At 64.9% G+C, this 14,252-nt stretch carries 12 protein-coding genes and 1 tRNA gene; 3 read left to right on the forward strand and 10 right to left on the reverse strand.

Going from position 1 to position 14,252, the window contains the following annotated elements; translation table 11 throughout:
- Nucleotides 1–113 precede the first annotated feature (113 nt).
- The 8 genes from miaB to M2335_RS07690 form a co-directional block, all read right to left on the reverse strand.
- Nucleotides 114–1,463: a tRNA (N6-isopentenyl adenosine(37)-C2)-methylthiotransferase MiaB gene (gene miaB, locus M2335_RS07655; RefSeq protein WP_264595379.1), complete on the reverse strand. Its 1,350-nt coding sequence runs from the start codon at nucleotides 1,461–1,463 to the stop codon at nucleotides 114–116.
- Between the two features lie 50 nt (nucleotides 1,464–1,513).
- A complete protein-coding gene (locus tag M2335_RS07660; RefSeq protein WP_264594303.1) occupies nucleotides 1,514–2,236 on the reverse strand; it encodes a lysophospholipid acyltransferase family protein in 723 nt (240 codons plus the stop codon).
- Nucleotides 2,237–2,668: a Fur family transcriptional regulator gene (locus M2335_RS07665; protein WP_181559986.1), complete on the reverse strand. Its 432-nt coding sequence runs from the start codon at nucleotides 2,666–2,668 to the stop codon at nucleotides 2,237–2,239.
- A 135-nt stretch (nucleotides 2,669–2,803) separates the two neighbouring features.
- Entirely contained in the window at nucleotides 2,804–3,223 is a 420-nt protein-coding gene (locus M2335_RS07670; RefSeq protein ID WP_264570670.1) for a MucR family transcriptional regulator, read from the reverse strand.
- 109 nt (nucleotides 3,224–3,332) lie between these two features.
- Nucleotides 3,333–3,827 (reverse strand): GNAT family N-acetyltransferase, encoded by a 495-nt coding sequence (locus tag M2335_RS07675; RefSeq protein WP_264573100.1) that lies wholly within the window; start codon nucleotides 3,825–3,827, stop codon nucleotides 3,333–3,335.
- Entirely contained in the window at nucleotides 3,827–4,489 is a 663-nt protein-coding gene (gene tsaB, locus M2335_RS07680; protein ID WP_264594304.1) for a tRNA (adenosine(37)-N6)-threonylcarbamoyltransferase complex dimerization subunit type 1 TsaB, read from the reverse strand. Before tsaB ends, M2335_RS07675 begins: the two co-directional genes overlap by 1 nt.
- A gap of 49 nt (nucleotides 4,490–4,538) precedes the next feature.
- Complete coding sequence (locus M2335_RS07685) at nucleotides 4,539–5,126, reverse strand: NifU family protein (protein ID WP_264594305.1); 588 nt, start codon at nucleotides 5,124–5,126, stop codon at nucleotides 4,539–4,541.
- A 110-nt stretch (nucleotides 5,127–5,236) separates the two neighbouring features.
- Complete coding sequence (locus tag M2335_RS07690; RefSeq protein ID WP_264594306.1) at nucleotides 5,237–8,191, reverse strand: M16 family metallopeptidase; 2,955 nt, start codon at nucleotides 8,189–8,191, stop codon at nucleotides 5,237–5,239.
- A 291-nt stretch (nucleotides 8,192–8,482) separates the two neighbouring features.
- On the opposite strand from M2335_RS07690, the gene M2335_RS07695 reads away from it, so the two are divergent.
- Complete coding sequence (locus M2335_RS07695) at nucleotides 8,483–9,598, forward strand: NADH:flavin oxidoreductase (RefSeq protein ID WP_264594307.1); 1,116 nt, start codon at nucleotides 8,483–8,485, stop codon at nucleotides 9,596–9,598.
- A gap of 73 nt (nucleotides 9,599–9,671) precedes the next feature.
- Here M2335_RS07695 and M2335_RS07700 read toward each other — a convergent pair.
- A tRNA-Met gene (locus M2335_RS07700) sits at nucleotides 9,672–9,748 on the reverse strand.
- Nucleotides 9,749–9,889: 141 nt separating this feature from the next.
- Here M2335_RS07700 and M2335_RS07705 point away from each other — a divergent pair.
- Nucleotides 9,890–11,122: an NAD(P)/FAD-dependent oxidoreductase gene (locus M2335_RS07705; protein WP_181559980.1), complete on the forward strand. Its 1,233-nt coding sequence runs from the start codon at nucleotides 9,890–9,892 to the stop codon at nucleotides 11,120–11,122.
- Here the strand turns inward: M2335_RS07705 and M2335_RS07710 are convergent.
- Entirely contained in the window at nucleotides 11,119–11,631 is a 513-nt protein-coding gene (locus tag M2335_RS07710) for a MarR family winged helix-turn-helix transcriptional regulator (RefSeq protein WP_264594308.1), read from the reverse strand. The two genes, M2335_RS07705 and M2335_RS07710, sit on opposite strands and share 4 nt — an antisense overlap.
- Before the next feature lie 205 nt (nucleotides 11,632–11,836).
- Between M2335_RS07710 and M2335_RS07715 the strand changes: the two genes are divergently transcribed.
- Nucleotides 11,837–14,218 carry a TonB-dependent receptor gene (locus M2335_RS07715; protein WP_264594309.1) on the forward strand — a complete coding sequence of 794 codons (2,382 nt, stop codon included), beginning with the start codon at nucleotides 11,837–11,839 and terminating at the stop codon, nucleotides 14,216–14,218.
- Nucleotides 14,219–14,252 lie beyond the last annotated feature (34 nt).

A 14,252-nucleotide genomic window follows, 5' to 3' on the forward strand; every position in this document is an offset into this window, starting at 1 on the left:
CCCTCGAGATCGTCACTGAGTGAAGCCGTTGACATGCCGCGCGGGCACGGTGGCGTATTCTGCAAAGAGGTGAAGCGGTGTTTTCAGGGGACCGTTGCCCGCGCCCGCCCACCTCAGGCGGCAAGCGGACTGGCGAGCGTGCCGGCCAGGCTGTTGGGGCCGGCCGAGAGAATATCCACCGCGATCAGATCACCGATGGCCGCGCTCGTGCCATCGATATGGACCGACTGGAGCCAGGGCGTCTTGCCGATGAGTTGGCCGGGGTGCCGCCCCTTGCGCTCCAGCAAAATGGTCGTGCGCTTGCCGACGCTGGCCTGGTTGAACGCCAGTTGATGAACGTTCAGCGCGGCCTGCAGGCGCTTGAGGCGCTCGTCCATCACCTCTGGCGCGATCTGGCCTTCCATATCGGCAGCGGGTGTGCCCGGGCGCGGACTGTATTTGAAGCTGAAGCACTGCGCATAGCGCGCCTCGTTGACGATGCTCAGCGTCTCCTCGAACTCGGCATCGGTCTCCCCGGGAAAGCCGACGATGAAATCGCCCGACAGGGCGATGTCCGGCCGCGCGGCGCGAACACGCTCGATGATGCGCAGATAGGAGTCGCGGCTGTGGCTGCGGTTCATGGCCTTGAGGATGCGGTCCGAGCCGGCCTGCACCGGCAGGTGGAGGAACGGCATCAGCGCCGGCACCTCGGCATGGGCGTCGATCAGCGCCTGCGTCATGTCGTTGGGGTGGCTGGTGGTGTAGCGGATGCGTGCAAGGCCGGGCAACCTGTCCAGCGCGCGGATGAGGCCGTCCAGCCCCTGCGGGCGACCGGCGTCGTCTTCGCCGGACCAGGCATTCACATTCTGGCCGAGCAGGGTGATCTCGCAGGCGCCAGCATCGACCAGCGCGCGCGCCTCATCCATGATGGCGTTCCAAGGGCGGCTGACTTCCGCGCCGCGCGTATAGGGCACGACGCAATAGGTGCAGAACTTGTCGCAGCCCTCCTGGACCGTCAGGAAGGCGGACGGCGCCGACCGGCGCGCGCGACCCGGCAGCACGTCGAATTTGGAATCGGCGGGCATGTCCGTATCGACGGCCTCGCGACCCGCCACCACATCGTCGATGAGGCCGGGCAGGCGGTGATAGGCCTGCGGGCCGACGACGATATCGACGGCCTTGGTGCGCCGGGTGATTTCCGACCCTTCCGCCTGCGCCACGCAGCCCGCGACGGCGATCATCGGGCGCGTGCCATCCTCCCGCCGCAGCCGACCAATGTCCGAATAGACCTTCTCGGCCGCTCGCTCGCGGATGTGGCAAGTGTTCAGCACCACCAGATCCGCCTCTGCACCGTCGCCCGCCGCCGTCATGCCGCGCGCCGCCAGCAGCTCACCCATGCGCTCGCCATCATAGACGTTCATCTGGCAGCCGAAGGATTTGACATGGTAGGTCTTGGGTGGGGTCTGGGTCATGCCCGCGCCTATACAGCCGTTAGGACGAGGGGGGAAGGGCAGGCCGCTGCGGGGCCTGCCGTTCAGCCGGGCAGGCCCATGGCCGCGGCAAGCCTCGCGCGTGCGCTGGCGGCGAGTGCCTTGCGATCGGGATGATCGCCGGGATCGAATAGATCGAGGAATCGCAGCGTCAGGGTGCGCCGGCCACGCGCGCCGAGGATGCGCAGCGCATTGGCGGCGCCGCTCTCGCCCTCCTTCCATGCGACGAGATCGGTTCCCGCGCCGTAATCGATGACGACCGGCTGGATGAGGATCGAGCGGGGCGGCGGGAGAAGAACCGAAAAGAGCGCGGGCTTGAAGGGCAGCAGAGACTGGCCATCCCCCGTCGTCCCTTCCGGGAACAGCGCGATGGGCTGATGCGCGGCCAGTGCGGCGCGCACGGCGTCGATCTGCCCGGCGACGGCACCGCGCCGCTCGCGGGTGATGAACACGGTATTGTTCTGCGCGGCGAGCCAGCCAACGATGGGCGCGCGCGCGACATCGTCCTTGGAGATGAACGCGGTCCCCGTGGCGCCGCCCAGCGCCAATATGTCGATCCAGCTCACATGATTGGCGATGAAGAACACATCGTGCAGCAAGGGGGTCCCCTCGATGCGGACGTCAAAGCCCGTCGCATGCGCGGCGCGTGCGAGAAAGCGCTGGGGCCAGGGCGAAACGCCGCGACGGGCGAGAAGATGCGGGATGACGCAGGCAATGACGACGCCGATCAGGCGCGCAAGCCTCGCGAGCGCGCGCAGGCGGCTCACTTAGTCCTTGCTGCGATCGCGATCGAGCGAGACGCCGTAAAGCTCCATGCGGTGATCCACGAGCCGATAGCCCAGTTTCTCGGCAATCTGGCGCTGGAGCTGCTCCAGCTCCGGGTCCACGAACTCCACGACCTTGCCGGATTCCACGTCGATCAGGTGATCGTGATGGGCTTCGGGCGCGGGCTCATAGCGCGCGCGCCCATCGCCGAAATCATGACGCTCCAATATGCCTGCCTCTTCGAACAGGCGCACAGTGCGATACACCGTGGCGATGGAGATGTTGCTGTCGATCGCGGAGGCGCGCTCGTGCAGCTTTTCCACATCGGGATGGTCTTCGCTTTCGGAAAGCACGCGGGCGATCACGCGCCGCTGCTCGGTGATGCGCAGGCCGCGCTCTGCGCACAGCGCTTCTATGTCAATCGTCCGGGACATGGGGACTGTGTAGCTTAATTTAGCCGTTCTGGAACCCGCAATTTCGGCTTTTTGACGATTGGCTGACAAGAAAAATGCCGCCCTTGTGCAAAGGCGGCATCGTTCGATTTTTGTATTCGCGCGCGGGGCGCGGGATTATTTGCGGCCGCGCTTGCGCGTGGTGCCGAGACCGATCTTCTTGGCCAGCGTGCGGCGCTGTTCGGCATAGTTGGGCGCGACCATCGGATAGTCAGCGGGGAGGCCCCACTTGGCGCGATAGTCTTCCGGCGTCATCTGATAATGGGTCATGAGATGTCGCTTGAGCATCTTCAGCTTCTTCCCGTCTTCCAGGCACACGATGTAATCGGGCTTGATCGAAGAACGGACAGATACGGCCGGCTCCTGCTTGGGCTGCGGCGGCGCGACGTCCTGCTGAAGACCGGCCAGCGCACTGTAAACATTCTGGATGAGCGTCGGCACGTCCGACACGGCCACACTGTTATTGGATACGTGGGCAGCCACGATATCCGAGGTGAGCGTGATCAGCACTTCGTCTTGAGCGTTAGTATCGGACATATGAAGTTCCCATTATCAACTTGCGACCCGTAGAATCACTATTCTTAGGCTATATTCTACCATTAAACACTATGGGGATTGAACGATGAGCGCAAGAGAAGTTTCGGACTCAGGACGCACCCTGTCCCAAAACGAGTTTCAAACTCAAAGCATCAAAGCGGGAACCGTTCGATCCACAATAGTAGTTAAGTCGAACATTATACTGATGAAAGCCGGCTTTGATATAAAGATGAAGAGCTGGATTCCCTGATCGCACTTCCAGAAAAATTGTTTCTGCGCCGGTTCCCTCGGCCTCTGTCATACAGCGATCAAGTAATCGGCGGCCATGTGTCCGCCCACGATGATCCGGATGGACGGCAAGCAAAAGAAGCTCAGCTTCGCCGGCAATACTGCGGATCAGGCCGAAGCCGACCGGTCCGGCATGGGTGTAGCCAGTCACCAGAATGGAGCCGGGCAACTGCATCATGCCCATCAATTGCGCAGAGGACCATGCTTCGCCAAATTCCGGTGGGAAGGCGGCCGACATCACCTGCATGGCGGCGCCGATCTCGTCCACACAAGGATCGAGACTGGCCACGATGCGGAGCGCCTCCTTGTCCTGCATCAGCGAACCGGCGCTGGTCTGGGCTTGCTTAAGGCAGCCATGGGCTTCGCGTCTGCCCCGCGCCCGTAATCGGGCACGGGCGGGCGGGTGCGCTGCGTGACGGGCAGGCGGACCACCGCGCGGGCATCGGGAAGCAGCGGAACGGCCTGACCCCGCGCGCCGGCATCGACCAGCGTCTGGGCACCCGAGCCGACGAGCAGGCCGACGTTGAGAGACGCCGCCAGTTCGTCGATTGGCGTGGATCGGACGGTGAGGGGCGGGCTGTCGGGCGTGACAGGCGATGCCGCATCCGCCCAGAAGATTTCGCCATGTCCACCGACCATCGTCACCGCGAACGGCTCTGTCGGTGCCAACTCGGTGCGCGCGATGGCGGCAACCAGATCGAGACAGCCATAGCCAGAAACGGGCACCTGCCATGCGAAGCCTAGTGCGCGCGCAGCGGCCAGCCCCACGCGCACGCCGGTGAAGCTGCCGGGGCCAATGTTCACGAGAATGGCGTCAGCGCGGCCGCCCTCGGGCAGCGCGGCGATAGCGGGCAGCAGCGCTTCGGCATGACCGCGCCCCAACTCGCGATGCGTTGCCTCAATCAACCGGTCGCCATCGAAAAGGGCGATGGAGAGCGCCGGCGTGGCGCAATCGATAATGAGCGTGCGCTGCGCCAAGGGCTGGCTCATCGTGCGCGTGGGGGAACGATCCGGCGCATCGATCGGCTCAGACGGCCCGGACTTCGGTCACTTCCGGCACATAATGCTTGAGCAGCTGCTCGATGCCGTTCTTGAGTGTCGCGGTTGAGGAGGGGCAGCCGGCGCAGGCGCCCTGCATCCGCAGGAAGACGGTGCCGCGCTCAAAGCCGCGATAGACGATATCGCCGCCATCATTGGCGACGGCGGGGCGCACGCGGGTGTCGATCAATTCGCGAATCTGCGCGACGATGTCGGCATCGGCCGGGTCGTCGCCGGGCATGGCGCCATCGTCCTCATTCTCCGCCGGAACGCGGATATCGTGCGCCGTGCCCGGCGCGAACAGCGGCATGTCCGCAGAGAAATGGTCGAGCAGGATCGCGATTACGTCGGTGCGCAGCGAACTCCACGCAACGCCCGGCGCTGCCGTGACCGAGATGAAATCCCGGCCGAAGAACACCCCGGTCACATCCCCGAGGTTGAACAGCGCTTCGGCGAGCGGCGAGGCCGTCGCCTCGTCTGCGCTTGCGAAATCGCGCGTGCTGGAGGTCATGACCGGGCGCCCCGGCAGAAACTTCAGGGTTGCGGGATTGGGGGTCTGCTCGGTTTCGATGAACATGCTGGCTCTCGCGCGAAGGACGGAGGCCGGCTTGAACGCGCGCCGGCCAAGGATGCGACTGGCTCCCATTTGGGCCGTCACCGGCGCTCGTGCAAGGGGCGAGTTGGCGCCTAGCGCGTCGGAGCGGATGCCGATCCGGCCGATGTGCCGAGCGCCGGAGCCGGCGCGCTCTCGGGCAGAACCACCGCGGACCAGCTTTTCTCCGGCACGAGATAGCGGGCAGCGAGCGCCTGCAGGTCGGCCGGCGTGATGCTGGTGAGGTCACGTCCAAGGGCGCGCGCATAGCCGAGCTGGTTCTCGTCGCGGGAGAAGCCCTGCAACTGGTCCATCCAGAAGGCATTGCTGTAGGCCGCGCGCGTCAACAATTGACGCACCGGCGCGATCTGCCGGTTGAGTTCATCCTCCGTCACCGGATTGGTGGTCAGATCGCGCACCAGTTCATCCACGAGCTGATAGAAATAAGGGATGCGCTCGGGCTTCAGCTGGGTCTGCACGATCAGGAAGCCACCACCGTTCATCCGTTCGGGCCAGTTGCTGGATGCGCTGGGCGTGTAGGCCGCACCGTCGATGGAGCGCAGCCGCTCGAACAGCCGGTCGGTGATGATGCGGGCCAACATCTCAAGCTGGCGGCTCTCGCGAATGTCGGCGACGCCACTGCCGGTCGGCCAGGCGATGATCGCGGCGGCCTGTTCGTCCGGCCCGTCATGGACGATGCGAACCGGGGTCGCCACATGAGCGGGGAAGTTGAGCGCGAGGTTACGGGCCGGTGGCGGCGCATCCGCGCGTTTGGGCAAAGCGCCGAAGCTGGCGGCCACAGCGGCAATCGCCTGCTCGACATCGAGATCGCCGAACACCTGGATTTCAATGGGGCCGTTGGCGAGGCGGGGCGCCCAGACCTTGCGGAAGGCATCCAGCGTCAACGTCGTGCGATCATCCGGAGAGGCCGGGCTGAAGCGGGCATCCTTGTCCCGCAGCATCCATTCAAGATCGCGACCAATGGCTTCCGCAGCGGAGGCCGGCACCGGATCATAGCTGGCCTCTAGCATCGCCATGGAGCGGCGCAGCGGTGCCTCGTCCCAGCGGGGGAAAGCCAGCTTGGAGGCGAACAGGCGCAGTTGATCGGGATAATCCTGCGGGCTGCTCGTGCCGCTGAGCGTGAACGCATCGTCATCAATGCCGAAGTTCAGCGACAGGCGGCGGCCGCTCATTAGATCGTTCAGCTCTCGCTGGCCGAGGTCGCCGATGCCGCTGGCGGTGAGCGCATAGGGAACCGCCCACAAGGCGGCGCGCTCGTCCGGCGCGAAGCTCTGGCGGCCATGGCCCCAGCGCACATTGATATGCACTTTGCCCGGTTCGGCCTGATTGCCGGCGACCAGTAAGCGAACGCCATTCTCGAACGTGACGTTCTGGATGCCCAGTACGCCCAGGTCAGTGCGCGAGGCCACCTTGCCCGGCGCGGGCAGCTTGGGCAGCGCGGCCATGGTCACCCGCGAATCGCTCAGGCGCGCGCGGGAATTGGGCTCGACCTGCGCGCTGAAGGCAGTCTGCAGGCGCTGTTCGGCATTGTCCTGCGGCGCGCGCAGGCTCAGCAGCGCGCGTTCCACCGTAGCGGAGAACAGCCGGTTGGTCGCCGCGAGCAGTTGCTCGGGCGTCATATATTTTTTGGAGGACTGGTAGATGGCGAGCTGGTCCTGCGGGGAGACGACCGTCTCGCGAATATCCACCGCCTGCACGATGCTCTCCACCTGTTGGGGGCTGCCCTCAATGGCTGCACTGGCTACCAGCGCAGCGAAGCCTGCTTCCATGCCCTGAAACTCGCGGTCGATATCGACCTGGCTGGGGGCGACCCGGCGGGCATCCTCGATGATCGCGCGCACTTCCTGCAGCGCCTTCTCCCAGTCGCTGCCATTGGGCACGATGGTCACATAGGTCGCATTGGCCGAGCGCATGCTGTTATCCAGCGACACATTGGCCTGCACGAATGAGGCACCGTCGCTGGCCACGGCTTCGAGGCGCCGATTGATCAGCTCCAGCGCGACCATGTCGGCCAGTCGCATCTGGTTGAAGACGATCGTGTCCTCGTTGAACACCCATGGCCGCAGATAAGCGAGGCCCACGCTATAGGGCACGCTCGGCTCGACGATCACCTTGGTGGCCGGGGCGGAGGGATCGGGCTTGCCGAAGTCCGGCAGCGGCGTCGCGCGGCCCTTGGCCTTCCAACCGGAGAAATGCGCGCGGACCATCGCTTCGAGCGCGGCCGGCTCCATGGACCCGGAAATGGCGATGACGGTGCGATCGGGGCGATACCAGCGGTCGTGGAAGGCGCGTAGGGCTTGCGGCGTCGCCTTGAGCAGCGTCTGCTCGGTGCCGATGGGGCTGTGGCTGGCGAGGCGCTGGCCGGCGAAATAAAAGGCGCGGATCTCGTCTCCCAGCCGGGCGCTGGGGCCAAGGCTCTCGCGCCGCTCGGCGAGAATGACGGCGCGCTCGGCCTCTACCGGCGCCTTGCTGATGTTGGGCTGCTGCATCATGCCGGCGAGAATGCGCAGGCTCTCGTCAATGCCTTCGTTGGTCGCGCGCGGCAGATCGAGCGCGTAGGTGGTGCCGGTGGGCGTGGTCTGCGCATTGCTGTCGCTGCCGAACTCGGCGCCCAGCCGCTGCCAGATCCGCTTCGATTCGCCATCGGGTACATCCCGCGATCCGCGGAAGGAGAGATGCTCGATGAAATGCGCAAAGCCGGCTTCGGCAGGCTCCTCCATCAGCGAGCCGACATCCACCCGCACGCGGATCGATACCTGTCCGGCCGGCACATCGTTGCGGCGCACCGCATAGCGCAGGCCGTTGTCCAGCACGCCGAACTGCCATGCCGGGTCGATGGGCACGTCGCTCTTCTCGTAGAGCCACGGGCGCTCGGCCGGAACCGTCGGCTTGAGCGGCTGTTGGCCCGCCTTGGATTGCGGCTGGAGAAGGCCGGGCATCTCGCCCTGTGCGGCCAGTGGCGCCGAAGCGATCAGGCCAAGGACAACGGTCGCGGAAACGATGGGCCGGAAGATATCGGAAAAGGTCATGATGCCAGTCTATTGCCCATTGCGTGCGGGGTCACCCTGAAACTCAGGGCAATGATGGTCGGGCGGAAATGCCGGCCTTCGGGGAGGATGAGCGCGCGGGTTGGTTGCGCGTACAGGCGGTCGGTCGGCACGCCGCAGGTATCGCATCCCAGCCTGAACGCCAGATGACCGCGCTTGCGGCGACCAGCCGGATAGATCGCTGCCCGCAAATCCTCTCCGACATTTGGCATTTGGCGTCGCGCGCCTATCTACCAAGCCGACGACCCACTCTGAACCCTGGAGTTACCGGCTATGCCTGGCATTGGCGACGCACTTTTTCGGCCTTTTCAGTTCAAATCGCTTTCCCTCCCCAATCGTATCGTGATGGCGCCGATGACGCGGGCGAAGGCCCCCGGCGGCATCCCTGGCCAGCCTAATGCGGACTATTACCGGCGGCGGGCCGAGGGCGGGGCAGGGCTCATTCTCTCCGAAGGCACGGTGATCGACCGGCCAGCCTCGCGCAACGATCCGGGCATTCCTTTCTTCCATGGCGAGGCGGCGCTGGCCGGCTGGGCGGGAGTGATCGAGGCAGTCCATGCCGCCGGCGGGCGAATGGGGCCGCAGCTCTGGCACACCGGCTCGACTCGCACCGGTAGCGGCTGGGAGCCGGACGCGCCGGTGGAAAGCCCCTCCGGCCTGCTCGCACCCGGCGAACCGCGCGGCGTCGCGATGACCGAAGAGGATATCGCTGATACCGTGGCGGCCTTCGCCAAGGCAGCCGCAGACGCCAAGCGCCTGGGCTTCGATACCATCGAGATCCACGGCGCCCATGGCTATCTGATCGATCAGTTCTTCTGGTCCGGCACCAATGTTCGCGAGGATCGCTATGGTGGGTCTACCATCCGCGAGCGGGCGCGCTTCGCCGGTGAGGTTGTCGCCGCCATTCGCGCGGCCGTCGGGCCAGATTTCCCGGTGATCCTGCGCGTCAGCCAGTGGAAGCAGCAGGATTATTCCGCCCGGCTGGCCGCGACGCCTGCCGAGATGGAGGACTGGCTGCAGCCGCTGGTGGATGCCGGCGTCGATATCCTCCACTGCTCGCAGCGCCGCTTCTGGGAGCCTGAATTCCCGGAGATCGACGGCGAGGCCGGCCTCAATTTTGCTGGCTGGGCCAAGAAGCTAACCGGCGCGCCGACGATCAGCGTCGGGTCCGTCGGCCTCTCGGGCGAGTTTCTGGCGGCTTTCGGCGGTGAAAGCTCGACAAGCGTGGAGCTCAATCGCCTCATCGAGCGGATGGAGCGCGACGAGTTCGACCTCATTGCCGTCGGCCGCGCGCTGATCAGCGATCCGCAATGGCCCCGCAAGGTGCAGCAGCAGGCGTGGAGCGATCTCAAGGGCTTCACCCCGGCAGACCTGCAGGAACTCGTCTGAGCAAGGGGAGGGCGCGCCAGGTTTACGGCGCGCTCTTCCAGCCCCGGCTTTTCGATCTACGTTGCTGAAAGGATGGTAGCGGAGGAGGGACTCGAACCCCCGACACGCGGATTATGATTCCGCTGCTCTAACCGGCTGAGCTACTCCGCCCCAAGGGCTTGCTGCCGCCTTGCGGCGTCAGGCCGGCGCGCTATACGCAGGCGAAATCGGATGGTCAATGGTTGACCGTTCGATTGCGGCACCTTCGTTTCTCTGGCAAGGCCGCGGGGTAATTTGCATTGGGGAGATGACGTGCAGCATTTCGACTGCTTGATCGTGGGGGGAGGCCATGCCGGTGCGCAGGCGGCGATCCTGCTTCGCCAGCTCAAATATGAGGGGTCCGTGGGCCTGATTGGCGATGAGCCGGAATTTCCTTATGAGCGCCCGCCGCTGTCCAAGGACTATCTGGCCGGCGAAAAGACCTTCGAGCGTATCCTGCTGCGCCCGGCCAACTTCTGGACGGATCAGGCGATTTCGCTGTTCCTCGGGGAGCGGGTCAAGACGATCGATCCGGTCGCGCATCAGGTGGTCACGGCCAAGGGTACGGAATTTTCCTATGGCAAGCTGATCTGGGCGGGTGGTGGCTCGGCCCGGCGGCTGTCCTGTCCGGGCTCGACGGCGAGCGGCCTGTTCACCGTGCGGTCGCGCGCCGATGTCGATGGGTTGATGGCCATTCTGCCCACGGCGGAGCGGTTCGCCATCGTCGGCGGCGGCTATATCGGCCTTGAAGCGGCGGCAGTGCTGAGCAAGCTCGGCAAGCAGGTCACGCTTCTGGAGGCGCAGGAGCGGCTGCTGGCGCGCGTCGCCGGGCCGGAACTGTCCGACTTCTTCGCGCAGGAGCATCGCGCCCATGGCGTGGACGTGCGCCTCTCGGCCTCGGTGGATGCCATCGAGACCGGCGATCAGGGCCAGGCCACCGGCGTTCGGCTGGCCGATGGCGAGGTGATCCCGGCAGATGCGGTGATCGTCGGGATCGGCATCGTGCCGGAGACCGGGCCGCTGATTCTCGCGGGGGCGAGCGGCGGCAACGGCGTGGATGTCGATCAATATTGCGAGACCTCGCTGCCCGACGTCTACGCGATCGGCGATTGCGCCGCGCATGAGAACCGCTTTGCGGCGGGGCGCCGGATGCGGCTCGAATCGGTGCAGAACGCCAATGATCAGGCGCGCACGGCCGTGCAGCATATCATGGGCAACCCCGCTCCTTATGAGGCGGTGCCGTGGTTCTGGTCGAACCAATATGATCTGCGCTTGCAGACCATCGGTCTGTCGCTGGATTTCGACGAGTGCATCGTGCGCGGCGATCCGGCTTCGCGCAGCTTCTCGGTTGTCTATCTGCGGCAGGGGCATGTCATCGCGCTCGACTGCGTCAACCGCACCAAGGATTATGTGCAGGGCCGCGCCCATGTCGTCGCGGGGAGCCGCCTGGACCGGGCGCAACTGGCAGATGGCGAAATTCCGTTGAAAGAGGTCGGCGTCGCCTAGCGGCTGAGGTCGGGCGCGTCGGAGGGGGACAAGCCCTCGGTGCCCACCGGCCTGATCTTGCGCAGCAGATCGATCAGCAGCTGTTGCTCCTGTGTATCGAGATGCGCCAGAAGCTGGGTTTCGTGGCGGTGGATGCGTGCGGCGGCCTCGGTGAAGGCGGCGGCGCCCTTGTCCGTCAGCGTGAGGGAAAACGCCCTGCGGTCCGAGGTCGAAGGCCGGCGCGTCACGAAATCGAGCGCGACGAGCTGATTGACCAGCGTCACCATATTGGTGCGCTTGATGCCGAGCGCTGTGCCCACCCGGCCCTGGCTGATGCCGGGATTGGCGGAGACGACCGACAACACAGCAAAGAGCACTTGCCGCATGTCGCTATCGGCAAAGGTGCGGGAGAAGTCGGCAGACATTACCGCGAAGGCGCGGCGAAGATGATAGCCGGCCAGATCGCCCAGAAGACCGAGCGAGAGAGCATCGGATGGTTCGGCAGACTGGTCTATGGCTCCCCTCCTCATGCTTGCGGTCCCCTCATGGCTGAGGGTTGCCGCCCGAAAATCATTTCCCAGCTAACGGTGTGTTGCGCGTATATCACAGCCCCGCACTGATTGTTATGTCGCATTGCTAGTTGCGCATGGTGGGCTTATTTTCCCGGCCAGGTCAATGCCCTGCGGGGCACGCGCGGCCTCGCTGCGCCGGCCAAGAAACCACAGGGAGGATATCATGAAAGCCCCATTTCTCATTGGCGCAGCGCTCGGCGCGCTGATCTCGACGCCGCTCTTGGCGCAGGATACGGCTGCGATCCAGACGCCCCAGGCGATGGATACGGAATCGGAAGCCGGCACGATCATCGTGACCGCGCGTCGCCGGGCCGAATCCCTGCAGGATACGCCTGTCGCGATCTCCGCCTTCGATGCGCAGGTGCTCGAAGATCGCCAGATCAACCAGACGTCCGATCTCGAGACGATCACACCCAACCTCCAGTTCAAGACAGCCGGCCAGCTCTCCGGCAACTCCGCCGCGACGGTGGTGTTCATCCGCGGCATCGGCCAGCTGGATCCCACAGCGGCGGTCGATCCGGGCGTGGGCATCTATCTGGATGAAGTCTATGTCGGCCGCGCTGTCGGTGGCGCCATCGACTTCGGCGATATCGCCGGCGTTGAAGTGCTGCGCGGCCCGCAGGGCACGCTCTTTGGTCGCAACACGATTGGCGGCGCCATTCTCGTGCGCACCAAGCAGCCGGAGCTGGGCCGGTTCGGCGCGGATGTGCGTCTGCGCCTTGGCTCGGACAGTCTGATGGAAGGCTTTGCCGCCCTCAACATTCCGCTGGGCGACACGTTGGCGGCGCGCGTCTCGGGCGGTTTCCGCAAGCGCGATGGCTATGTGATCCGCGAATATGATGGCATTGATCTCGGCAATGACGATAGCGCGACGCTGAATGGCGCGCTCTATTGGGAAGCCAGCCCGGACATCAAGGTAAACATCCGCGGTGACTACACCAAGCGGGACGAGAACGGTGCGCCGTTCGTCTTCGCCGGCGTGAACCGGAACGCACCGGTCGCGGCGATCGCAAGCGTGGCGGCCGGCTGCCCCGGCGCGACCATCCCGTTCGCGCCGCTCACGCCGGGCGATCCGCGCTTCGGTGCGCCGAACGTGCCGCAGATCAACGATGCTCGCTGCGCCAACAATTTCCAGGATAAGGGCCCGTTCGTCAATGGCGGCACGGCGCCGGTGCTGAGTACTTCGGAAGTCTGGGGCGTCTCGGGCACGGTCACCGCGAATGTGACCTCTAATGTCCTGCTGAAGTCGATCAGCGCCTATCGCTCCACCCAGTCGCGCGGCGTGCGCGATGCGGACAATACCCCGCTGCTGCTGATCACCACGGATGTGGGCTCGCAGTCCGACCAGTATAGCCAGGAACTCCAGCTGCAGTATGAATCGCCGGTGCTCAACGGCATCATCGGTGGCTATTACTTCAATGAGAAGACCAACGAGCGGGCGACCGTGCCGCTGGCCTTCCCGCCGTCGCCGCCGGTCATCGGGTCCCTGCTGGCAGGCGGCCCCGGCTCACGCGACCTGCAGGTTTCTGATCTGGAAACGGATTCCATCGCGGTATTCGGCGAGCTTTCGGTCAAGCCGATCCAGAATCTCGAGATTTCTGGCGGTTTGCGCTACACGCGGGACAAGAAGAAATATCACGGTATCGTGTTCAACCTGTTCCCAGCCACGCTGCCGGACCCGGATCCGCTGCCGACGCTGGCGATCCCGCAGGGTGGCCCGCTGTTCATCTATCCGGGCCCCTATTCGCAGAGCTTCTCTGCGCTGACCGGCTCGGCGAGCGTGCGCTATTCGTGGACGCGCAATGTCAGCACCTACATTTCCTACTCGCGCAGCTTCAAGTCGGGCGGCTTCAACACCCGCTACAATGCGGCGCCTCCGGGCAATGTGCCGACGCCATTCGACGAGGAGAAGGTGGATAGCTACGAGATCGGCGCCAAGTTCGATTTCGGCGATTTCCGCTTCAACGCGGCGGCTTTCCAGGCGGATTACAGCAATATCCAGCTGATCTTCCGTCAGGGTGTCGTGCCGCTGCTGTTCAACGGCGGCAAGGCGCGTATTCGCGGGCTTGAAGGCGAGCTGAGCTATCATCCGCGCGCTTACGGCCTGCGGATCGACATCGCGGCGAGCACGCTCAACGATGAGATCCTGAGCATCACGCCTGTTCCGGGCGCGACGGCGACGGTTCAGCCGGGCGATGACCTGCCGTTCACGCCCTCCTTCCAGGGCAATTTCGGCATCGGCTATGAGATCCCGCTCAACGACGACGTGACGCTGACGCCTCGCTTCGACGGCAATTACAGCGCCAGCCTCAAGTTCATCACCGGCAGCGTGCCGGAGATCGAGCAGGACGGCTATTTCGTCGGCAATGCCTCCGTCACGCTGGCTAACAAGGCGACCGGTTGGAAGCTGACCGGTGGCGTGCAGAACCTGTTCGACGAGCTGTATCTGGTGCAGGGCAATGCGTCGCTCGGCACGCTCGGCTATGCCGAGAAGATCTACGCACGTCCGCGCAGCTGGTATGTGCAGGCGTCGATCTCGTTCTGATTGTGACGAAACGGCGGGCAAGGCCCGGCTGATG

This window comes from Sphingobium sp. B12D2B (genome assembly GCF_025961775.1).
In the GTDB taxonomy this organism is placed as follows: domain Bacteria; phylum Pseudomonadota; class Alphaproteobacteria; order Sphingomonadales; family Sphingomonadaceae; genus Sphingobium.